This is a genomic window from Bradyrhizobium sp. SPXBL-04, from assembly GCF_051853035.1.
Lineage (GTDB): Bacteria > Pseudomonadota > Alphaproteobacteria > Rhizobiales > Xanthobacteraceae > Bradyrhizobium > Bradyrhizobium zhanjiangense.
The window spans coordinates 7,649,566-7,669,910 of record NZ_CP182472.1; the positions used below are offsets into that span (position 1 = coordinate 7,649,566).

20 protein-coding genes are annotated in these 20,345 nt (G+C 64.6%); 12 read left to right on the top strand and 8 right to left on the bottom strand.

What is annotated here, in order from left to right:
* Positions 1 to 42: 42 nt before the first annotated feature.
* Entirely contained in the window at positions 43 to 468 is a 426-nt protein-coding gene (locus ACNJX8_RS36470) for a DUF5413 family protein (protein ID WP_091888318.1), read from the bottom strand.
* A gap of 145 nt (positions 469 to 613) precedes the next feature.
* Here ACNJX8_RS36470 and ACNJX8_RS36475 point away from each other — a divergent pair, with 145 nt between their 5' ends.
* The 3 genes from ACNJX8_RS36475 (at position 614) to ACNJX8_RS36485 (ending at position 1,646) form a co-directional block, all read left to right on the top strand.
* Positions 614 to 862, top strand: a complete 249-nt coding sequence (locus ACNJX8_RS36475; protein WP_128936447.1) for a hypothetical protein — start codon at positions 614 to 616, stop codon at positions 860 to 862.
* A gap of 31 nt (positions 863 to 893) precedes the next feature.
* Positions 894 to 1,121 (top strand): hypothetical protein, encoded by a 228-nt coding sequence (locus ACNJX8_RS36480; RefSeq protein ID WP_439358632.1) that lies wholly within the window; start codon positions 894 to 896, stop codon positions 1,119 to 1,121.
* Positions 1,122 to 1,370: 249 nt separating this feature from the next.
* Positions 1,371 to 1,646, top strand: a complete 276-nt coding sequence (locus ACNJX8_RS36485) for a hypothetical protein (RefSeq protein ID WP_439358633.1) — start codon at positions 1,371 to 1,373, stop codon at positions 1,644 to 1,646.
* Positions 1,647 to 1,851: 205 nt separating this feature from the next.
* Here the strand turns inward: ACNJX8_RS36485 and ACNJX8_RS36490 are convergent, their stop codons facing one another.
* Positions 1,852 to 3,447, bottom strand: a complete 1,596-nt coding sequence (locus tag ACNJX8_RS36490) for a hypothetical protein (RefSeq protein ID WP_439358634.1) — start codon at positions 3,445 to 3,447, stop codon at positions 1,852 to 1,854.
* A gap of 37 nt (positions 3,448 to 3,484) precedes the next feature.
* Positions 3,485 to 4,777 (bottom strand): adenylosuccinate synthase, encoded by a 1,293-nt coding sequence (locus tag ACNJX8_RS36495; RefSeq protein ID WP_439358635.1) that lies wholly within the window; start codon positions 4,775 to 4,777, stop codon positions 3,485 to 3,487.
* A gap of 423 nt (positions 4,778 to 5,200) precedes the next feature.
* On the opposite strand from ACNJX8_RS36495, the gene ACNJX8_RS36500 reads away from it, so the two are divergent.
* Positions 5,201 to 6,133, top strand: a complete 933-nt coding sequence (locus tag ACNJX8_RS36500) for a DMT family transporter (RefSeq protein WP_439358636.1) — start codon at positions 5,201 to 5,203, stop codon at positions 6,131 to 6,133.
* A gap of 57 nt (positions 6,134 to 6,190) precedes the next feature.
* On the opposite strand, the gene ACNJX8_RS36505 is transcribed toward ACNJX8_RS36500, so the two are convergent.
* Both ACNJX8_RS36505 and ACNJX8_RS36510 read right to left on the bottom strand, forming a co-directional pair.
* Entirely contained in the window at positions 6,191 to 6,595 is a 405-nt protein-coding gene (locus ACNJX8_RS36505) for a VOC family protein (protein ID WP_128940172.1), read from the bottom strand.
* A 119-nt stretch (positions 6,596 to 6,714) separates the two neighbouring features.
* Positions 6,715 to 7,119, bottom strand: coding sequence for a hypothetical protein (locus tag ACNJX8_RS36510; RefSeq protein ID WP_128936453.1), 405 nt, complete (start codon positions 7,117 to 7,119; stop codon positions 6,715 to 6,717).
* 73 nt (positions 7,120 to 7,192) lie between these two features.
* Between ACNJX8_RS36510 and ACNJX8_RS36515 the strand changes: the two genes are divergently transcribed.
* Positions 7,193 to 7,825 (top strand): TetR/AcrR family transcriptional regulator, encoded by a 633-nt coding sequence (locus ACNJX8_RS36515; protein ID WP_439358637.1) that lies wholly within the window; start codon positions 7,193 to 7,195, stop codon positions 7,823 to 7,825.
* 55 nt (positions 7,826 to 7,880) lie between these two features.
* Here the strand turns inward: ACNJX8_RS36515 and ACNJX8_RS36520 are convergent, their stop codons facing one another.
* Positions 7,881 to 8,267, bottom strand: a complete 387-nt coding sequence (locus ACNJX8_RS36520; protein WP_439358638.1) for a DUF1330 domain-containing protein — start codon at positions 8,265 to 8,267, stop codon at positions 7,881 to 7,883.
* Between the two features lie 104 nt (positions 8,268 to 8,371).
* Between ACNJX8_RS36520 and ACNJX8_RS36525 the strand changes: the two genes are divergently transcribed.
* On the top strand, positions 8,372 to 9,307 hold the full coding sequence (locus ACNJX8_RS36525; protein ID WP_128936456.1) for a DMT family transporter: 936 nt from the start codon (positions 8,372 to 8,374) through the stop codon (positions 9,305 to 9,307).
* Between the two features lie 98 nt (positions 9,308 to 9,405).
* Positions 9,406 to 10,383 carry a Bug family tripartite tricarboxylate transporter substrate binding protein gene (locus tag ACNJX8_RS36530; RefSeq protein WP_439358639.1) on the top strand — a complete coding sequence of 326 codons (978 nt, stop codon included), beginning with the start codon at positions 9,406 to 9,408 and terminating at the stop codon, positions 10,381 to 10,383.
* A gap of 116 nt (positions 10,384 to 10,499) precedes the next feature.
* On the opposite strand, the gene ACNJX8_RS36535 is transcribed toward ACNJX8_RS36530, so the two are convergent.
* Positions 10,500 to 12,185, bottom strand: a complete 1,686-nt coding sequence (locus ACNJX8_RS36535) for a methyl-accepting chemotaxis protein (protein ID WP_439358640.1) — start codon at positions 12,183 to 12,185, stop codon at positions 10,500 to 10,502.
* A 252-nt stretch (positions 12,186 to 12,437) separates the two neighbouring features.
* On the opposite strand from ACNJX8_RS36535, the gene ACNJX8_RS36540 reads away from it, so the two are divergent.
* From ACNJX8_RS36540 to ACNJX8_RS36560, 5 genes are all read left to right on the top strand, one after another.
* Positions 12,438 to 13,481, top strand: a complete 1,044-nt coding sequence (locus tag ACNJX8_RS36540; protein WP_091888294.1) for a C-terminal binding protein — start codon at positions 12,438 to 12,440, stop codon at positions 13,479 to 13,481.
* An 85-nt stretch (positions 13,482 to 13,566) separates the two neighbouring features.
* On the top strand, positions 13,567 to 14,916 hold the full coding sequence (locus ACNJX8_RS36545) for an ABC transporter substrate-binding protein (protein WP_128936459.1): 1,350 nt from the start codon (positions 13,567 to 13,569) through the stop codon (positions 14,914 to 14,916).
* A gap of 140 nt (positions 14,917 to 15,056) precedes the next feature.
* Positions 15,057 to 16,013, top strand: a complete 957-nt coding sequence (locus tag ACNJX8_RS36550) for a carbohydrate ABC transporter permease (protein WP_128936460.1) — start codon at positions 15,057 to 15,059, stop codon at positions 16,011 to 16,013.
* Positions 16,006 to 16,905, top strand: a complete 900-nt coding sequence (locus ACNJX8_RS36555; RefSeq protein WP_091888289.1) for a carbohydrate ABC transporter permease — start codon at positions 16,006 to 16,008, stop codon at positions 16,903 to 16,905. Before ACNJX8_RS36550 ends, ACNJX8_RS36555 begins: the two co-directional genes overlap by 8 nt.
* An 85-nt stretch (positions 16,906 to 16,990) precedes the next feature.
* A complete protein-coding gene (locus ACNJX8_RS36560) occupies positions 16,991 to 18,346 on the top strand; it encodes an esterase-like activity of phytase family protein (RefSeq protein ID WP_439358641.1) in 1,356 nt (451 codons plus the stop codon).
* A 157-nt stretch (positions 18,347 to 18,503) separates the two neighbouring features.
* Here the strand turns inward: ACNJX8_RS36560 and ACNJX8_RS36565 are convergent, their stop codons facing one another.
* Entirely contained in the window at positions 18,504 to 20,180 is a 1,677-nt protein-coding gene (locus ACNJX8_RS36565) for a mucoidy inhibitor MuiA family protein (protein ID WP_439358642.1), read from the bottom strand.
* Positions 20,181 to 20,345 lie beyond the last annotated feature (165 nt).

Below are 20,345 nucleotides of genomic sequence, written 5' to 3' on the forward strand. Positions count from 1 at the left end.
GCCGCGGCAGAGGTTGCGGCGCCGCGCCCGATGGTCGCGCGCTCAGGTCGGTGCCGCCACGGCTTGCGGCTCCTCGACATATCTATGCACGAGCCAGGACGAAATCACCGCGGGCACGAACCCGACGAGGCCGTACAGGATGAACTGCACCGCGCCCGAATCCGGTCCGCGCGAGCTGTAGATCAGCGAGGCCAGGACGAAGGCGAGCAGGCCGACCAGCAGCATCCGCAAGCCCGGGCCGATCCGCCTGATGTGGACCAGGATGTCGTCGACCGCGCCAAGCATCACCGAGGGCAGGATGCCGAACAGATAGCTGTATTGCAGGGACTTGAAGAACACAGCGAACAGCTTGCCAACCTCGCCGAGGCTGGTCTGTGCCCAATAGCCGGACTGATAGGTCGTCGTCAGCAGCAGCAGGAACCCGCCGACGAACGGGCCGACCAGCGCAAACACCAGATAGCGTTTCATTGAGCATCCCCTCAACTTCGCCAGCCTTATAGCAGCGCCACGGGAACCTTGAATAGCGGGGCGCAAGCCTCCTCGAGGGGAACAAGTGGCAGGGCGATGAGTTCATGCAGGACCTGAATTTAACCCTGGCAGATTGGAGCCGCCGATGGCCCGTCAACTCGTTCTGGCGACAATCGCGCTGGCAGCCCTGACCGGTCTGTCGAACGCACCTGCTCTTGCCCAAGGCCAAGGCCACATGGGCACGCCGCAGGAGCAGAAGGCCTGCTCGCGGGATGCATCGCGCCTGTGCCGCAAGGACCTCGGCAATGACAGCGCGGTTCAGAGCTGCCTGCAGGCCAACCGGGACAAGCTGTCGAAGTCTTGCAGCAAGGTGTTTCAGAGCCACGGCATGTGAGGACCGGAACCCGCGAACGGAGTGTGAAGCCATGCTGCGCGACGAACAACTCTCGATCCTGCGGGACATCAGCCAGTCGGTTGCCTTCGCCGACGACCGCCACGGCAAGATCGGCGAACTGATCGCCGATGGCTATGTGATGAAGGACGGCGATCTGTTCGAGCTCACGCCCAAGGGTGTCACCGCCGTCGAGGAACACGCCGCTCTCGGTGCGAACGATGCCGAACAAGCGAGCGCATCCTCCGATCGGCCGATCTGATCGCGCGCGACGTGACTCGCGCGCAACAATTGCGAATTCCTTTGCGCTGACCATTGCAGCCGCGTGACAATGGCGCATACTTCGCTTCGGGCGGCGCAGCACTTTTCGATTCGAACATCAGGAAATCGAGCGACCACATGCGGGATTGAGTTCCCGACGTGAAGGCTGTGACATGCGGCAGATCAAGCCGCGTGCGGCGCCCCAAAAACCAAGTGGCTCAAGCCCACGGAACTCGGGGACCCATTCAGCATGACACGCTCTCAGACGATCGCAGCTCTCTTCGCCGTCGCCACCACCGCCATCGCATTCCAGTCATCACCTGGTCTCGCCTTCTCGTCCGAAGCGCAGCAGATGTGCTCGGGCGATGCGATGCGGCTGTGCTCCAGTGAAATCCCTGATATCCCCAGGATCACCGCCTGCATGGTGCGGAACAAGGCGCGGGTCAGCCCTGCCTGCCGCGCTGTCATGGACCGCGAGCACGCAGCCGCCGCAGCATCGCGCAAGCGGGAAGCGGCGGCGCAGTAGCGCTCATTTCGTCTATCCAGGATGTCATTCCGGGCGACGCGACGGGACCGCGCAAAGCGCGGCCCGGAAACGTCGAACCCGGAATCCATTTCTCGACGTCACCCGCTGCGCGATGGATTCCGGTTTCGCGCTTCCGCCTTCGCTCTTCGAGCTTCGGCGGACAAGCTGCGCGCCCCGGAATGACGAAGGTGATGTCCGCCCGGCCCTAATCGCCCCATTGCGCGAACGCGTCGTTGAAGGCGCGCTCGCCGGGGGCGCCCTTCTCAATCGCGATGATGGCGCGGCGCTGGTTGGCGTAGACCAGCGGCACGTCGAACCATGAGCGCTCTTTCAGGAGCTGGACGTTGCGGGAGCGGTCGGCGTCGACATTGGACAGGCCGACCAGGAAGAAGCCGTCAGTGACCTTGACCGCGAGGCCGGCGAGCGGCGTACCGCGCGCCTGCTCGTTCGACTTCATCAGGATGCCCGGCACGTTGGAGACGCTGCCGCCCGGAAAATCCTGCGGCAGAATGAAGGTCAGTTCCGCGGTATGGCTCGCCGGCAGCGAAGAGTCGGTATTGCGGCGGAACGACATCGTCATCTTGAACTTGCGGTCCGGAATCTCGATGTCGGCGCGCACGGCGACGTCGGCCTTCTGGTTGCCGGACGCCTTGATCGGCTCCAGCCGCCACACCACCGAGCCGACATATTGCTTGCCCTTCGGATCGGACGGATCCTCGTCATAGAGCACGACCTTCTGCGCCACGGGCGCAACCGGCTGGTCGCTCGCCGAAGGCTGGCCGACGCGATCCGGGATCTTCGGCTTGCTCTGCGGCTGGGCCGGACTCGGCGCCTCCACCACCTGGGTCGCGGACGGCTTGAGAAAGCCGTTGACGATCTGGACCAGCTGCTTGCCCCAGAGGATGCCGGCACCGACCAGGATCAGCACGATGCCGACGGCGATCGCGCTCTTGAACGGGAAGGCGGAGCCGGTGCGGACGCGCTTCTTGGCGTCGCGCTCGCGCGGACGCGGCGACTGCGGCGTGTAGCGCTCGGCCTCCTCGATCGACTCGTCGTAGGAATAGGGCGCCTCCGCCTCGCCGGTGCGGTTTTCCAGGCTCGGCTCCAGCCGGTCGAACTCCGGTGAGGGCGAGGGCACGTTGGCGTAGGTGCGGCGCGCGGCACGGCTGGCCTGCGCGGCAGCACCGCCGAGATCGTTGGCATCGGCCGTGATGTCGCGGAAGCCGCGCACGCCCGGTGCGGGTGGCAGCGGTGGCGGCGGCCCCATATCCGGCGGACGGCGCGCACCCGCGCGATCGCGTCCGGCCGGTGGAGGCGCGGGCGGCTCCAGCGGCGGCGCGGACGGGCCGGGCTGGCGCGGGGCGTCGAAACGCGGCGCGCGCGGCGGCCGCGGCGCCTCGCCCTGGTCATCGACGTTGAAGGACGGGCGGTCGGCACGCGGCGGGGTCGGGGCCGGACGCGTGCGCGGTGCGGCCGGCTGAGGTGCGGGAGCGTTGCCTTCGGCGGCGCGGGCGCTGGCCCGGCGGAAGGCATCGCCGCTGCCACTGCTGCGCGTGCCCCCACCGGGGCGCGAGGCCTCGCGGGCGCGCTGGGCGGCCTCCGATTCGACCTTGCGGACGGCCTCTTCCAGCGACAGCCGTTCGCGGGTGATCTCGGATTCGGAGAGCGGCGGCTGCACGCTGCGGAGCTGTGCGATCAGGGCCGTGCGCGCCCGCTCATAGAGCGCGCGACGGCTTTCGCCGGGAGCGTTGGGGTCCAGGGCGGCAATAGCGCGGGCGATCAGCGGGTAGTAATCAGCCATTTCTACTCAACTATACGCGCGTCCCGGTAAGATATCGTTAAGCCTCAAACGGATTTTGCACCAGGATAGTATCCTCGCGTTCGGGGCTGGTGGAAAGCAGTGCGACCGGGCAGCCGACCAATTCCTCGATCCGGCGGACATATTTGATGGCCTGAGCCGGCAGGTCGGCCCAGGACCGAGCGCTGGCGGTCGGCTCCTTCCAGCCCTCGATGGTCTCGTAGATCGGCTCGACCCGGCTTTGCGCGCCCTCGCCGGCCGGGAAATGGTCGATCTCCTTGCCGTCGAGCTTGTAGCCGGTGCAGACCTCGATCGTGTCGAAGCCGTCGAGGATGTCCAGCTTGGTCAGCGCCAGGCCGTTGATGCCGCAGGTCCGGACCGCCTGGCGGACCAGCACGGCGTCGAACCAGCCGCAACGGCGGGGCCGCCCGGTATTGGTGCCGAACTCGCGGCCGCGCTCGCCGATCTTGCGGCCGGTCTCGTTGTCCTGCTCGGTCGGGAACGGGCCCTGGCCGACGCGGGTCGTGTACGCCTTGCACAGGCCAAGCACGTAACCGACCGCGCCCGGCCCAAGGCCGGCGCCGGTCGCGGCCTGCGCCGCCACCGTGTTGGACGAGGTGACGTAAGGATAAGTGCCGTGATCGACGTCGAGCAGCGCGCCTTGCGCGCCCTCGAACAGCATGCGTTTGCCGGCGCGCCGCTCGATGTCGAGCAGCCGCCACACCGTCTCGGCGTAGGGCAGCAGCTGCGGCGCCATCGCCATCAGCTCTTTCAGGATCACCGCGCCGTCGAATTCCGGCAGGTTGAGGCCGCGGCGCAGCGCGTTGTGATGCGCCAGCAGGCGGTCGATCTTGTGCGGCAGCGTCTGATGATCGGCGAGATCCATCAGGCGGATGGCGCGGCGGCCGACCTTGTCTTCATAGGCCGGGCCAATGCCGCGGCGGGTGGTGCCGATCGCGGTCGCGGCGCTGGCGGATTCGCGGTGCGCATCGAGCTCACGGTGCAGCGGCAGGATCAGCGTGACGTTTTCCGCGATGCGCAGATTGTCTGGGCTGACTTCGACCCCCTGCGCCCTGAGCTTGGCGACCTCGTCGAGGAAGGCGGCGGGATCGAACACCACGCCATTGCCGATCACCGACAGCTTGCCCTCGCGCAGCACGCCGGAGGGCAGCAGCGCGAGCTTGTAGGTCTTGCCGTTGATCACCAGCGTGTGGCCGGCGTTATGGCCGCCCTGGAAGCGGACGACGATGTCCGCCTGCTCCGACAACCAGTCGACGATCTTGCCCTTCCCTTCGTCGCCCCACTGGGCGCCGACGACGACAACGTTGGCCATTCGCGGGTAATCCCTGTTCAATCTGTCTCTAGGAGGCATGATCCTCGCGGAAAACCGGTGCCCACTCTTCCGGGATCATGCCTGCGCCCAGCCCAATCGGCGGCCGGAGCCGCCCGCACGCAAGGCAGCCAACCGGATAAAGGAAGCAGCCCCTCTAGGCAAGCAAGAACGGGGCTTTTTCGAGGTCCAAAGCCCGACCCAAGCCTTTGATATCCCCTGAAAATCCAGAAACCTCTGGGAACGGCGGAGCGGGCTTCGACCAAAGCGTGAGACGCCATGTCGGTCCCTGCATGGTCGCGATGCATCCGCCCCCCGTTGATGCCATCTCGATTTCCGTGTCTTTGAGCAGAGCCGGGCGATGAGCCGGCCCGGACTTTCCGGGCCGGGGGCCTCGGCGCTATCCGCGGGGCCATGACGATCACAATGTCCGCAACCGCCCAGACCACCGGCACCGATACATCCGGTCACAGCTGGATCGCCAACCAGCCCTACCTGCTGCTCAGCATCACCGCGCTGTGCTGGGCCGGCAACGCCATCGTCGGTCGGCTCGCCGCCGGCCACATCCCGCCGGTGACGCTGTCGTTCCTGCGCTGGTTCTTCGCGTTCCTTTTGGTGCTGCCGTTCGCCTGGAAGCATCTTGCGCAGGACTGGCCCGCGATCCGCGGGCGGCTCGGCCTGATGGTCACGCTCTCGGTCACCGGTATCGGCGCCTTCAACACGCTGCAATATTGGGCGCTGGAGCATACCCAGGCGCTGAACACGCTGCTGCTCCAGTCGGCCGCGCCGCTGATCGTGGCATTGTGGTCGCTGGCCATTCTCGGCGTCCGACTCACCGCGGCGCAGGCCTTCGGCGTGCTGCTGTCGATGTGCGGCGTGCTCACGATCCTGCTGCATGGCGACTTCACCACGCTGTCGAATATCGAGTTCAACAAGGGCGACCTCATCTTCATCGTCGCGCTCGTCATTTTCGCGCTCTATTCGGTGCTGACCTTGAAGCGTCCACCGATGCACGGCCTCTCGTTCCTCGCCTTCACCTTCGGCTGCGGCGCCGCCTGCCTCATTCCGCTGGAGATCTGGGAATTGTTCGCGCGCCCCGTGATAAAGCTCGACGGGCCGAACTTGCTGACCCTGTTCTATGTCGCGGTGTTCCCCTCGACGCTCGCTTATCTCTGCTTCAACCGCGGCGTCCGGCTGATCGGCGCCAACCGCGCCGCGCCGTTCTTCCACGTCGTGCCGGTGTTCGGCTCGATCATGGCGATGGTCTTTTTGGGCGAGCGCCCGCAGGCGTTCCACTTCATCGGTTTTGCATTGGTGCTGTCGGGCGTGTTCGTGGCGTCGCGGAAGCAGGCCAGTTAGGCTCAAGGCTCATCAGGCATCCCGTCAAAAGGCCATCGCAAGGTCCATCATCTACGATCAAGCGTTCGCTGATGGGTTCATCCATACCATCTCCCAAACATACCCATCCGGGTCTTCAACGTGTCGGTTGTACATGAAGCCAAGATCCTGTGCCGGGTTGGGATCGGCGCGACCGCCCGCAGCCACTGCGCGAGCCAGCGTTGCATCGACGGCATCGCGGTCGTCGACCGTAAGAGCGAACATGGCCTGGCTGTCGCGCCGCGCGTCGCCGATCTCGCGTTGGGTGAATTCACGATAGTGGTCGTGGGTGAGCAGCATCACGCCGATCGCGTCCGTGAACATGAGCGAGGTCGAATTTGCGCCGGAGAATTGGGGATTCACTGCGCCACCTAGCGCCACGTAGAACGCTGTCGATGCAGCGAGGTTGCGTACAGGCAGGTTCACCAAAATCATCTTGGGCATTGCTTTTCCTTCAAAAAGCGGCTGGAAGCCGCACTATGGTTTGACATCGCGAACAGAAAACTCTCAGCGCTCGACATAGGAAGCTGCTGATCGGCCTCCAGGACGCCCCTAACCTCCATTCAAATGTAACGCGCAGCGCCCATGCAGAGCGCGGCGATGCCGAGCAGGCCCGCCGCCACGCGTTGAGCCCCGGCGATACGTGAACGCAGATCCTCCGGATTGCCGACGCCACGACGCAAGGACGCGAGCGCACGGGGACCGATTGCCGCCTGAACACCGGCCGCGATCAGTGCACAGACCGCACCGACCGCGAGCACCTGCTCTGTCGTGCCGAAGCTGCCGGCATGAATGAGATGTCCGAGATAGCCGCCGGTCAGGATCGCAATCGTTGCCGCGCCGAGTTGTGGAAAGACCAGTTGCTCGCCGCCCACTCCGCCGATGCGGGCCAACGCGAAGCTTGATCCCGCCCAGAACACGGATGACAACACGTGAAGCGACAGGGCGATCACAAGGGCGGTGTGCATGGCAAGCTCCGAACTAGCTTCTAAATTTGATATACATTATGTATAGTCAATACGTCAACAGAATGGCAAGGCCATGCCGAAGCGCAACTATGTGAGCTCCGCGCGGGCTTCCGCGGCGGCGGAGACGCGCGAACGTATCATCGCGGCCGGTGCGCGCCTGTTGCGCAAGGACGCGAGCATTGCGAACTTCTCACTCGATGTGGTGGCGAAGGCGGCCGGCGTCACCCGGCTGACCGTCTATAACCAGTTCGGATCGCGGCGCGGATTGCTGGAAGCCGTGTTCGACGACATCGCAAGCCGTGGCGGGCTGTTCGAACTGACCGAGGTGATGGCGATGGCGGATCCGCGCGCCGCGCTCGATCGCGTCGTGGAAATATTCTGTACGTTCTGGGGGCACGACGCCGCGGTCGGCGGACTCAACCAGGCCATTGCAACCGATCCCGAATTCGGCGAAGCGCTGGTCGCGCGCAACGAGCGACGGCGCGAATTGCTGGCTGCGCTGCTGTCGCGCATCGTCGGCAAACACGCGGCAAAGCGCGCCGTGCGGGATTCGGTCGATCTGATCTTCGTGCTGACGAGCTATCCGACGTTTGCAGCGCTGCGCCCGCAGCGGTCGACGGAGGAGGTCTGCCGCCTGCTGCAGGCTGCTTGCCGCGCCGTAGTAGACGCGCTGGCATTTGATGGGCGCGCGGTGGGGAACAAGTAGGCACTGCCCCCGATGGCGTCTTGTTCCTTGTGAAGGCAGCGCCGCCCGCGCACGATCACGCCTTCAACTTGCTGTACGCTTCGCTGGTGGCAATGATGACGTGCTCGGCGCAGCCGTTGACGCGATGCGGGTCGGCCTGCGTCTCGTAGGCCTCCGATGTCATCATGTCGAGGAAGGCTGTGACCGACGGATAGAAGACCAGCGCGACGAAATCCCAGTCGTTCCCCTCCTGCGGTCCGAGCGCGACCGCCTTGGCCTCGCCCGTCCAGAGCAAGGTGCCGCCGCGCGCCTTGATCATCGGCACGGTGATGGCGCTGTAGCGCAGATAAGCGTCCCAGCCGGAGCCGTTGCCGTCGCGCGAACGCGCGTAGAAGCGCATCAGGTTCAGCATAACCACCGGCGCATTTGGATCGAGCCTTTCCAGGCCCTCGATGTTCAACATATTAACCGCCAAAGGCGCCTCCCCGGTTCATGCCTGCATTGTAGCATTGCGGCCGCGTGACTTGTGCCACGACGCCGATCCGGCGCAAGCTCCCATCAACGCCAATGACGATCGCTTCGCCCGCGCCAAAGGCCGCCAATCCGGCCAGTTGGCTCAACAACCAGCCTTATCTGCTGCTCAGCCTGAGCTCGCTGTTCTGGGCGGGCAACATCGTGCTCGCGCGCCATGTCGGCGCGCATGTGCCGCCGCTGACCGTGACCACGATCCGCTGGTTCGGCGTGTTCCTGATCCTGTTGCCATTCGCATGGCCGCATCTGAAGCGGGACTGGCCCGCCTTGCGGAGCAGCCTGCCCCTGATGCTGTTCCTGTCGCTGGTGGGCTTTGCCTTCAACAACGCGATCTCCTACTGGGCGATGCAATACACGGAAGCGCTGAACGCGCTGCTGATCCAGTCGGCAGGTCCGCTGTTCGTGGCACTGTGGTCGCTGGTACTGTTCGGGGTGCGGCTGACCGGCGCGCAGTTCGCCGGCATCGCGATCTCGCTTGCCGGCGTGCTGATCATCATCCTGCGCGGCGATCTCGCCGCGCTCGCGAGCATCAGCTTCAACAGGGGCGACATCATGTTCGCCTCCTCGCTGGTGGCGTTCGGTCTCTACTCCGCCTTCATCCCGCGGCGGCCGAAGATCCACCAGCTCTCATTTCTCTCCTTCACCACCTGCTGCGGCGCGACCATGCTGCTGCCGACCGCGATCTGGGAGGCGGCAAGCGGCCGCGTGCTGCAATTCGACGGGATGACGCTGGCGACGCTGGGTTACATCCTGATCTTTCCCTCGACGCTGGCCTATCTCTTCTTCAACCGCGGCGTCGCGCTGATCGGGCCGAACCGCGCCGCGCCATTCTTCCATCTGGTGCCAGTGTTCGGCTCGGCGCTGGCGATCCTGCTGCTCGGCGAAAAGCTCCAGCCGTTCCACCTGATCGGCTACGCGCTGGTGCTCGCCGGCGTCGTGATCGCCTCGCGCCAGGGTTCTGCGGTGAAGTAATTCCGCGGCGCGGACACGTTCACTACCTACGGCCATCTTTCGAATCCGGTTTTGACAAGCTACGTTCCCGGCCAACGAAAAAGAGGGAACGTCCAGACATGATTTCAGTGTTGATTCGAAACCTGCGTGCTATCGGCGCGGCCGTACTGTGCCTCGCCGCCGCATCCACGGCCCAGGCCGACAATTATCCGAGCCGCAACATCACGCTGGTGTTGCCATTCGCGGCCGGCAGCGGCACCGACACCACGACGCGGCTGATCTCGCAGCATCTGTCGCAGGCGCTCGGCGTCGGCATCGTGATCGAGAACAAGGCGGGCGCTAACGGCATGCTCGCCGCGACCTATGTCGCGCGCGCCGCGCCCGACGGCTACACGCTGCTGGTGACGACCAACACCACGCATTCGGCCAATCCCTTCCTGCTCAAGAGCCTCACTTACGATCCGGTCAAGGATTTCACGCCGATCGCGCGCACCGGCGATTTGCCCTTCATGCTGGTCATCAATCCGGACGTGCCGGCCAAGACCGTCGGCGAGCTGGTCGCCTATGGCAAGGCCAATCCGGGCAAGCTGAGTTATGCCTCGGGCTCGTCCTCGGCGATCGTGTCGGGCGCGACCTTTGCGCACAATGCCGGGCTCGACCTGTTGCACGTGCCCTACAAGAGCTCGCCGCCGGCGCTCAACGACGTCATGGGCGGCCGCGTCTCGATGATGTTCGTGGACATCCTGACCGGCCTGCCGCATGTCAACGGCAACGCGCTGCGCGCGCTCGCGGTCACCACCAAGGAGCGCTCACCGCTGGTGCCGCATCTGCCCTCGATGCAGGAGGCCGGCGTGCCGGACTTCGACATCTCGTCATGGCAGGGCTATTTCGGCCCGGCCGGCATGCCGAAGGAGATCGTGACGCGGCTCAACGCCGAGATCAGGAAGATCGTCGAGAATCCGGAGATCAAGGCCAAGCTCGCCACCCTCGGCATGGACGCCTTCTCCGGCACGCCGGAGCAGCTTGGCAGCTTCGTGAACGAGCAGCTCGTGCTGTGGGAGAAGCTGATCACGAACGCGAAGATCGAGAAGCAGTAGGCAGTCTCGTAGGGTGGGCAAAGCGTAGCGCGCCCACCATTAGGTCGTCGCAAAAAAGAAGAAGGTGGGCACGACGCTTCGCGTCTTTGCCCACCCTATGCATTTCACGCCTATGACTACGCCGCGCGGACCTTGGCGAGGAAGCCGTCGACGGCGCTGCGCAGCGCGCCGGACTGGTTGTCCAGCTCGCGGGCGTTGGAGAGCACGTCGGTGGCCGCACTGCCGGTCGCTTCCGCGGCCGAGGTGACGCTGCCGATATGGGCGTTGATCTCGCTCGAGCCGGCCGCAACCGACTGGATGTTGCGGGCGATCTCGCGGGTCGCTTCGCCCTGCTGCTCGATCGATGCGGAAATGCCGGCGGTGATCTCGCTCATCTCGGCGATGGTCTGGGTGATACCGGAGATGGCCGTGACCGCGTCGCTGGTCGAGGTCTGCATCGCCGCGACCTGCGCGGAGATCTCCTCGGTCGCCTTCGCGGTCTGGTTGGCGAGCGCTTTGACCTCGGAGGCGACGACCGCGAAACCGCGGCCGGATTCACCGGCGCGTGCCGCCTCGATGGTGGCGTTGAGCGCGAGCAGGTTGGTCTGCGCGGCGATCGAATGGATCAGTTTGACGACCTCGCCGATCTTCTCGGCGCCGGTCGAGAGCACCTGCACGGTGGCGTTGGTCCGCTCGGCATCGCTGACGGCGCGGCTCGCGACTTCGGTCGAGCGGGTGACCTGGCGGGAGATTTCCGCAACCGAGCTCGACAGCTCTTCGGCGGCAGCCGCAACCGTGCCGACATTGCCGGAGGCCTTTTGCGAGGCAGCGCCGACCGTTGCGGCACGCGAGGAGGCGTCGCTCGCGGTCGCGGTCATCGACTGCGCCGTGCTCTGCATGCCGGCCGCGGCCGAGGAGACCCAGCGGACGATGCCGTTGACGCTGCGTTCGAAGTCGTTGGCGATGTCTTCCATCGCGCTGCGACGTTCCGCCGCGGCACGCTCCTTGGCATCGGCCTCGGTCTTTTCGAGGTCGCGGATGCGAACGGCGTTGTCCTTGAAGATCTGCACGGTCGAAGCCATCGCGCCGACCTCGTCGCCGCGGCCGACACCCGGGATGTCGCCCTCGAGCTTGCCGTCGGCCAGCTCCTTCATGCGGGTCCCGAGCAGCGCCAGCGGGCGGCTGATGCTACGGCCGATCAGCCAGGCGACGCTACCCGCAACGATGACGATGCCGAGCATGGCGAAGCCGAGCAGCCAATAGACCGGACCCATCCTCTCGTCAATGTCCTCGAGATAAGCGCCGGTGCCGAGATACATCTCGAAGCCGGGCACTGCGACGGCGTAGCCAAGCTTGCGGATCGGCTTGGCCTGACCGGGCTTCACATATTCGTAGAACAGCAAGATCTCGCCATTCGCCCTGACCCCATCCATGATCTCGCGGGACAGCTTCCGACCGTTGGTCTCCACATCCATGCGGTTGGTGCCGATCACCTTCGGATCGGGCGCGAGCTGCGTGATGCCGTCATAGGTGGTGCCGAACAGATAGCCGGAGCCCTTGTCGTAGGTCATCGCATTGCCGTAGCGGCGCAGCTCGGCGAGCGCGGCGTCCTTGGTCAGCTCGCCGGCATTGACCCGCTTCACCAGCGTGGCCGCGTAGTTGCGGGCCAGCTCGACGATCGCCTTGGTCTGGTCGATGCGCGCATTCACCATCTCGCGCTTCATCAGGTAGCCGGCGAGGACACCGGAGATGCACAGGCCGAACAAGGTGACGCCGACGAGAATGCCGAGCTTCGGGGCGATCTTCAGATTGCTCAATTTCACGGGATGGCTCCGGCAACAATGGGATACGGGCACGCGACCAGATCGATCAAAATCGAAACAACTTTTATGTGTGAGGCCTTATCAAGTTACTTACGGGCCTCCGTAGAAAGCCCGTACGCCGCCGCAAAAACCGGTAATTTATCTCCACGCCGACAACCGGGAATTGTACGCGACCGCATCGATTTCGCGTAAAAGACGCAAAGGCCAGCCACGAAGGCGGGTCACAACAAGAAACCAAATCGGGAGCAGAAAATGCCGAAATACAGGGTGGTGACGCCGAAGGGCGCGAGCTTCACGGTCGCGGGCAGCGATTATTCCTATGAGCGCGAGGCGCTCGATCCGATCGATGCCGAGATCGTCGAAGCACCGGCCGACGAGGCCGGCTTCATCGCCGCCGCGAAGAACGCCGACGCCATCTATGCCAAGGGCATTCCGATCACCAAGACCATCATCGACGCGTTGGAGAGTTGCAAGGTCATCACGCTCGGCTCGGTCGGCGTCGACAGCGTCGACGTCAAGGCCGCCACCGCCCGCGGCATTCCCGTCACCAACATCCCCGACACTTTCATCGAGGAGGTCGCCGACCACGCCATGATGCTGCTGCTCGCCGGCTTCCGCCGCCTGGTCGAGCAGGACCGCATGGTGCGCGACGGCCGCTGGGCCGAGGGCCGGCCGGCGCTGCTCAAGATCCCGAGGCTAATGGGCCAGACGCTCGGCTTCATCTCGTTCGGTCGCGTCGCGCGTGCGGTTGCGAAACGCGCAGCCCCGTTCGGCCTGCGCATGATGGCCTATGATCCGTTCATCCAGGAAACGCTGATGTACGACCACGGCGTGATCCCGGCAACGCTGAACGAGGTGCTGTCGCAATCCGACTTCGTCTCGATGCATGCCCCCGCCCGGCCTGAGGTGCATCACATGCTGACCGAGAAGCACTTCCGGCAGATGAAGAAGGGCTCGATCTTCATCAACACCGGCCGCGGTGCCACGGTGGACGAGGAGAGCCTGATCAAGGCGCTGCAAGAAGGCTGGATCGCGCATGCCGCCCTCGACGTGCTGGAGAAGGAACCGCCCTCGCACAACAATCCGCTGCTCGGCATGGAGAACGTGACCCTGACGGCCCACGTCGCTTCGGCCTCGGCACGGTTCGACGAGGCGCGCAAGCGCCGTGTGGGCTACGAATTGTCACTGGTGCTTCAGGGCATGTGGCCGGTAAGCTGCGTTAATCCGTCGGTGCTGCAAAGCACCGCGCTCCGCCGCTGGCAGCCTGTCAGCATGGATCGCGGACCGAACAGCTAGGCGGACGGCGCAAAAGGCGCCGGTAACCGGAACGGCCCTTCACCGGCGATCAACGCCGGGAAGGGAGACATTTAGGGAGGAACTGATGAGGAACGACATCACGCGTCGTGATGCCTTGGCGCTGGGCCTGTCCGCTGCAACGCTCGCGGCCACTGGTGCTGCAGCGCAAACAACGCAATCCAACATCAAGGCCGCCGACGTGGCGGCGCCCAAGCGCGACATCGAGAAAGGCGCATCCTTGCGCATGCTGCGCCCGGTGCGTTTCGTCCAGGCCGACGAGGACGTGTTCCGCGCCAATGCGGCAAAATTCACCAAGGAGACCGGGGTCGAGGTCAAGGTCGACTTCGTCGGCTGGGAAGACATCAACCAGCAGACCGCGGTGACCTCGAATTCCGGCGCCGGCCCCGACATCATCATCGGCTTCTCCGATGCTCCGCACATCTATATCGACAAGCTGATCGAGCTGACTGATGTCGCCGACTATCTCGGCAAGCGTTATGGCGGCTGGCTGCCGCTGGCGCAGCGCTACGGCAAGAAGAACAAGAGCGACGCCTGGATCGGGCTGCCGTTCGGCGCCACCGCCGGTCCCCTGATCTACCGCAAGTCGATTCTGCAATCGGTCGGCTTCGACAAGGTGCCGGAAGACCATGCCGGAATCGTCGACCTGTGCCAGAAGCTGCACAAGGCCGGCAAGCCGGCCGGCTTCGCGCTCGGCAACGCCAAGGGCGACGGCAACGGTTTTGCGAACTGGGCGCTGTGGTCGCACAACGGCTCCCTGCTCGACGAGGACGGCAACGTCGTCATCAACAGCAAGGAGACGATTGCCGCGCTGAACTGGGTCAAGCAGCTCTACCCGACCTTCATCGCCGGCACGACATCGTGGAACGACGTCAGCAACAACCGCGCCTACTCCTCGCAGGAGATTTCCCTGACCGCCAACGGCGTCTCGCTGTACTTCTCGTTGAAGAACGACCCCGCGACCAAGGCGATCGCCGAGGACAGCGAACATCAGTTGCTGCCGAAGGGCCTGGCCAAGGTCTCGCCGATGGCGGGCCTGACGCTGAACGCCATGGTGTTCAAGCACAGCCAGTACCCCAATGCGGCAAAGGCATTCCTGCAATACATGCTTGAAAAAGACCAGTACGAGCCGTGGCTCAATGCCAACTCCGGCTATTGGTCACAGCCACTGGCCGCCTATGCCGAGGCCGCCGTGTGGTCGCAGGATCCCAAGGTGAAGCTGTTCAAGGACACCATGAACAGCACCTATTATGACGGCTACAAGGGCCCGATCTCCACGGCGACGGGTGCCGTCAGCGCAGACTACGTGCTGATCCAGATGTTCTCGTCCGTTGCCACTGGCGCCGCCACGCCCGAGGCCGCTGCCGCAGAAGCCGAGCAACGCTGCAAGCGGTACTTCCGGCGGCAAAACCGGTAACGGGCGACGACAAAGCGGCCGTCATTGCGAGGAGCACTTGCGACGAAGCAATCCAGACTATCTCCGCGGAGACAGACTGGATTGCTTCGCTTCGCTCGCAATGACGGTGGAGTGACTTTCACAGACGGGACAACAAACTGATGTCCGTGACCACCCTCTCCTCCCCCGCCCTAGCCCAGCGGCAGCCGAACTGGCTGGTACGCCTGTTCGACTACAAGCCGTTCCTGATCGCGATGTGTCTGGCGCCTGCGATCGGGCTGCTCGCGGTCTTCCTGACCTATCCGCTCGGCCTCGGCGTCTGGCTCGCCTTCACCGACACCACGATCGGCCGACGTGGCATCTACGTCGGCTTCGAGAATTTCCAGTATCTGCTCACCGATTCCCTGTGGTGGAACGCGGTGTTCTACAGCGTGGTCTACACGGGCATCGCAACGTTCGGGAAATTCGCACTCGGCTTCTGGCTCGCGCTGCTGCTCAACAACCATTTTCCTTTCAAGAGCGTGCTGCGTGCGATCATCCTGCTGCCCTGGATCGTGCCGACCGTGCTGTCGGCGCTGGCGTTCTGGTGGATCTACGATCCTCAATTCTCGATCATCTCCTACCTGCTGGTCGACGTGCTGCATTGGCGCGACAGCAATATAGACTTCCTCGGCTCGCCCTGGCCGGCGCGCTTCTCGCTGATCGCCGCCAATATCTGGCGCGGCATTCCCTTTGTCGCGATCTCGCTGCTGGCGGGGCTTCAGACCATCTCGCCCTCGCTCTACGAGGCTGCGATGCTCGACGGCGCCAGCGCCTGGCAGCGCTTCCGCTACATCACCTTCCCGATGATGATGCCGATCCTCGCCATCGTCATGACCTTCTCGATCATCTTCACCTTCACCGACTTCCAGTTGGTCTACGCCATCACCCGTGGCGGGCCCGGCAATTCGACCCATCTGCTGGCAACGCTGGCCTTCCAGCGCGGCATCGCCGGCGGCGAGCTCGGCGAAGGTGCCGCGATCGCAGTGTCGATGATCCCGTTCCTGGTGTTCGCGACGCTGTTCTCCTATTTCGGCCTGGCGCGCCGCAAATGGCAGCAGGGAGAGAGCAATGACTGATACTGTCGCCCAACCGGCTGTCGCCGACGCGAAGGCAGCGCCCGACACGATGGCCTGGGATTCCGGGCTGCGGCGGCTGATGATGATCTATCTGCCGCTCGGCTGCTTCGTACTCATCCTGCTGTTCCCGTTCTACTGGATGGCGATCACCTCGTTCAAGCCGAACGCGGAGCTGATGAACTACAAGGAGCACAATCCGTTCTGGATCTCCTCGCCGACGCTGGCGCATATCAAGCACCTCTTGTTCAACACGGCCTACCCGCATTGGCTGTGGACGACGATGTTGGTGGCAATCGGCTCGACCACGCTGTCGCTGATCGCGAGCACGCTGGCCGCCTATGCCATCGAACGCCTGCGCTTCCGCGGCAGTCCTTATGTCGGCCTCGGCATCTATCTGGCGTATCTGGTGCCGCCGTCGATCCTGTTCATTCCGCTCGCCACCGTGGTCGTGCAGTTCGGCCTGTTCGACTCACCGTTGGCACTGATCCTGGTCTATCCGACCTTCTTAGTGCCGTTCTGCACCTGGCTCCTGATCGGCTACTTCAAGTCGATCCCGTACGAGCTCGAGGAGTGTGCGCTGGTCGACGGCGCCACGCGGCTCCAGATCCTGCGGCGGATTACGCTGCCGCTGGCGGTGCCCGGCCTGATCTCGGCCGGCATCTTCTCCTTCACGCTGTCCTGGAACGAGTTCATCTATGCGCTCGCCTTCATCCAGAGCGGCGCCAACAAGACCGTGCCCGTCGCGATCCTGACCGAGCTCGTCACCGGCGACGTCTATCAGTGGGGCGCGCTGATGGCGGGCTCGCTGCTCGGCTCGCTACCGGTTGCGATCTTCTACTCGCTGTTCGTGGATTATTACGTGTCGTCGCTGACAGGCGCGGTGAAGGAATAGACGGCCGCTGCGGCCTTTGGCCCGGCTTCACAAAACTGCAACGTGCCGTCCGCATAAGGCGTGCGTCCGCCAACAGGAGACGCACATGCGCGCGACTTTTCTCAGCACCGTCGCAACGATCATTCTCACCGCGAGCGCAGCACTCGCGCAGAGCGAAGGTGAATTCCCGGCCAAGCTCGCCGGCCACGTGGTGATGCCGGCCGCCTCGTTCATCGACGCACCGGTCGACGCCCCCGCCGATCTCAAGACCTCGGGCAAATACACCACGGGCAAGCGCGTCGACGCACTCGGCACGGTGATGGGCAAGTCCTATGAGCGAGCGACCGGCGTGTCGCTGCCGTTCAAGGGCCAGCCGCTCCAGGGTCATTCCGGCATCAAGACCATGCCCGACGGCACGTTCTGGGTGATCACCGACAACGGCATGGGCGCGCGCGCGAACTCGCCGGATTCGATGCTGTATCTGAACCGCCACAAGATGGATTGGGCGGGCGGCAAGATCGAGCGGCTGGAGACCATCTTCCTGCACGATCCCGACAAGAAGGTGCCCTTCCGCATCGTGCACGAGGACACGCAGAAGCGTTACCTCACCGGCTCGGACTTCGACACCGAGGGCTTTCAGATCATCGGCGACACCTTCTGGATCGGCGACGAGTTCGGCCCCTACATCCTGAAGGCGGACAAATCAGGCAAGATTCTCGGCGTGTTCGAGACGGTCGCCGACGGCAAGCCGGTGCGCTCGCCCGACAACTGGGCGGTGGGAACGCCGGGCGCGCCGGGCGCGACCTACACCAACGTCAACCTCCGCCGCTCCAAGGGCTTTGAAGGCTTTGCGTCGTCGAAGGACGGCAAATTCCTCTACGGCCTGCTCGAGGGGCCGCTGTGGGACACCGACAAGAAGGATTGGGAGAAGGTCGACGGCAAGGAAGCCTCCCGCATCCTCGAATTCGACGTCGCCGCCGAGAAGTTCACCGGCCGCTACTGGCAGTATGTCTTCGAGCAGAACGGCAACGCCATCGGCGACTTCAACATGATCGATCAGGCCTCCGGCCTCGTCATCGAGCGCGACAACGGCGAAGGCACCGCCGACAAGGCCTGCCCGCAAGGTCAGCGCGGCGAGAACTGCTTCCCGGACCTCGCCAAGTTCAAGCGCATCTACAAGATCGAGCTCAGCGACGCCAATGTCGGCAAGCCCGCGCGCAAGATCGGCTATATTGACCTGATGAAGATCCAGGATCCCGACAAGAAGGCGAGGAAGCCGCTCAATGACGGCGTCTACACCTTCCCGTTCTTCACCATCGAGAACGTCGATCGCGTTGACGACGCCCACATCATTGTCGGCAACGACAACAATCTGCCATTCTCGTCCAGCCGCGACCCCAACAAGGCCGACGACGACGAGTTCATGCTGCTCGAGGTCGCGGATTTCCTGAAGGCGAAGTGAGATCTCGCTCCATCAATGCGGTCATCGCCCGGCTTGACCGGGCGATCCGGTACGCCGCGGCGCCAGCGATTGGATCGTTAGGCCTCGGCGTACCGGATGTCCCGCCCCCGTGCGCAATTGCGCGCTAGGCGGGACATGACATCGCACCGTAAACTTCCTACCCCGCCGGCACGATCACCATGCCCTTGTCCTTCGGCCAGCGGATGCGCCAGACGAAGTTGATGTCGCGGGCCTCGCCGGGCTTGGCGTCGAATGTCCATTCCAGCACGCCGCGCTTGTCGCGGATGTTGCTCGCGGTCGGCGGCGTGGTCGCGGGCAGCATCTCGACCACGATGTCCTCGTTCTCGCTGACCGGCAATTGATCCTCGATCGCGACACGAATCGGGAAATCGTGACCATTGCGGATCGTCGTCTTGAATGAACGCTCGTCGGTCTTCGACGTCGTGACCAGCAGACCCGCCGAGCCTTCGTTGCGCTTGAGCACTGCGCGCTCGATCTTGATCTTGTCATCGGCGCCGAAGCCGAGCCGCACGATGTCGTCCTTGGCCGACGCCGTGATCTTGCCGCGGCCGACGAAGACGCCGTCGCGGTAGATCGCGACCTTGCCAGGCAGCAATGTCGTATCGTCGGTCTGCTTGAAGCTGGCCTCGAGGAAGGCGGTCGGGTCCAGCACCGGCGCGGCGCGAACCGCGAGATCGGCAGGCACGGTCATCGCGGCGATGCGCAGGCTCTTGGCGCCCTCGGCGGCACCGAGGCTGACGCGGCCGGGAATCCTGAAGGTGGCCTGGAAATCGCCGATTTCGGCAACCGCCTGCTGTTCTTCGGCGCGTTCACGCGGCTCAGAAGCCTCCGCGACTTTGGGCATCAGCGGCTGCATCTGGCGTGCCATCGGAGCGGGCCGCGCCAGATCAGAGGCCGTGCCGAGCGCCAGCGGCCTCGGCACCTGCGGATATTGTGCCACCAGCGAATTCAGCTCCGGGGCGCTGCCGCCGCGGCCGATGCGCACCGTGGAGACGCCGAGTGTGACGTTGGACCAGTCTTCGCCGGTCGATTGCGTGATCTCGGCACGGCGGACCAGCTCGAGCTGCGGCTTGCGGTCCTTGGCGCCGGTGTCGAGCCGGGCGTCGTAGAGCGGCAGCCAGCGCGCGTTGCGCACGGCATAGGTCACCCGCAGCGTCGCCTTGGTCGCGGCGGCCGCGGCGACGTCGATCCGCACCTCCAGCTTGCTCGGCGGCTTGGCCGAACGCTCGGCTTCCAATTGTGCGATCTGGCGATCGATCTCGCGCTGTTTTCGTGTGGCATCGCGGATCGCAGTGTCCGCCGTCGCGGTCTCTTCAGCCACCGCCGCAAAGGCCGCGCGCCATTCGGTGATCGGCCGCGCTTCGCCCTTGTCGCCGAGGCCGGCGGGCGAAGCTTCGGCGAAGTGCTGCGCGAAATTGCGCCGTGCGGTGGCCGAGTCGATCGCACCTTGCAGGTCTGCCCGCTGATCCCTGAGCGCCTCGATGCGCTTGTCGAGCTCGGGCAGGTTCACGGGCGGCGCCGTACGCGGCGGCCGCGCGTCGATCGTGCCGATGGTCAGCTTGGCGCCCGCCTCGCCTTCGACGCGGAGGGAAGACGGATCGAGCGAGAGCGGAAAATCCTTGGCGACCAGCGTCGAGTCACCCGAGGCGAGATCCAACGAAATGACGCGGGTCACGGTGGCGCCATCGGGATAGACGGTGACCGTATCGATCGCGGATTTGGCGTCCACGTCGGCTGCCCATGACGGCACAGCGACGGCCGAGGTCACCAGGACCAGGCTCGTGGTTGCCAAATATTTCGCGATGATGCGCATAAATCCCTCCTGCCATTATCGCCGCGCCTCCAGCCGGACGCGTGCGATCAGATGCCTCGCCATCGTGATGAGACGCGGCGGGGAAGGAACTGGTTCGATTGGGGTTTCCGTGGGGCGCTACGGCGGCGGCACGGTGGCCGCGGAACGCCTTATGGTCCCGCCAGG

What these genes read in the sequence shown, in the direction of transcription:
- ACNJX8_RS36470 (WP_091888318.1), bottom strand. Translation starts at nt 468, where the DNA reads ATGAAACGCTATCTGGTGTTTGCGCTGGTCGGCCCGTTCGTCGGCGGG.
- ACNJX8_RS36475 (WP_128936447.1), top strand. Translation starts at nt 614, where the DNA reads ATGGCCCGTCAACTCGTTCTGGCGACAATCGCGCTGGCAGCCCTGACC.
- ACNJX8_RS36480 (WP_439358632.1), top strand. Translation starts at nt 894, where the DNA reads ATGCTGCGCGACGAACAACTCTCGATCCTGCGGGACATCAGCCAGTCG.
- ACNJX8_RS36485 (WP_439358633.1), top strand. Translation starts at nt 1,371, where the DNA reads ATGACACGCTCTCAGACGATCGCAGCTCTCTTCGCCGTCGCCACCACC.
- ACNJX8_RS36490 (WP_439358634.1), bottom strand. Translation starts at nt 3,447, where the DNA reads ATGGCTGATTACTACCCGCTGATCGCCCGCGCTATTGCCGCCCTGGAC.
- ACNJX8_RS36495 (WP_439358635.1), bottom strand. Translation starts at nt 4,777, where the DNA reads ATGGCCAACGTTGTCGTCGTCGGCGCCCAGTGGGGCGACGAAGGGAAG.
- ACNJX8_RS36500 (WP_439358636.1), top strand. Translation starts at nt 5,201, where the DNA reads ATGTCCGCAACCGCCCAGACCACCGGCACCGATACATCCGGTCACAGC.
- ACNJX8_RS36505 (WP_128940172.1), bottom strand. Translation starts at nt 6,595, where the DNA reads ATGCCCAAGATGATTTTGGTGAACCTGCCTGTACGCAACCTCGCTGCA.
- ACNJX8_RS36510 (WP_128936453.1), bottom strand. Translation starts at nt 7,119, where the DNA reads ATGCACACCGCCCTTGTGATCGCCCTGTCGCTTCACGTGTTGTCATCC.
- ACNJX8_RS36515 (WP_439358637.1), top strand. Translation starts at nt 7,193, where the DNA reads ATGCCGAAGCGCAACTATGTGAGCTCCGCGCGGGCTTCCGCGGCGGCG.
- ACNJX8_RS36520 (WP_439358638.1), bottom strand. Translation starts at nt 8,267, where the DNA reads ATGTTGAACATCGAGGGCCTGGAAAGGCTCGATCCAAATGCGCCGGTG.
- ACNJX8_RS36525 (WP_128936456.1), top strand. Translation starts at nt 8,372, where the DNA reads ATGACGATCGCTTCGCCCGCGCCAAAGGCCGCCAATCCGGCCAGTTGG.
- ACNJX8_RS36530 (WP_439358639.1), top strand. Translation starts at nt 9,406, where the DNA reads ATGATTTCAGTGTTGATTCGAAACCTGCGTGCTATCGGCGCGGCCGTA.
- ACNJX8_RS36540 (WP_091888294.1), top strand. Translation starts at nt 12,438, where the DNA reads ATGCCGAAATACAGGGTGGTGACGCCGAAGGGCGCGAGCTTCACGGTC.
- ACNJX8_RS36545 (WP_128936459.1), top strand. Translation starts at nt 13,567, where the DNA reads ATGAGGAACGACATCACGCGTCGTGATGCCTTGGCGCTGGGCCTGTCC.
- ACNJX8_RS36550 (WP_128936460.1), top strand. Translation starts at nt 15,057, where the DNA reads ATGTCCGTGACCACCCTCTCCTCCCCCGCCCTAGCCCAGCGGCAGCCG.
- ACNJX8_RS36555 (WP_091888289.1), top strand. Translation starts at nt 16,006, where the DNA reads ATGACTGATACTGTCGCCCAACCGGCTGTCGCCGACGCGAAGGCAGCG.
- ACNJX8_RS36560 (WP_439358641.1), top strand. Translation starts at nt 16,991, where the DNA reads ATGCGCGCGACTTTTCTCAGCACCGTCGCAACGATCATTCTCACCGCG.
- ACNJX8_RS36565 (WP_439358642.1), bottom strand. Translation starts at nt 20,180, where the DNA reads ATGCGCATCATCGCGAAATATTTGGCAACCACGAGCCTGGTCCTGGTG.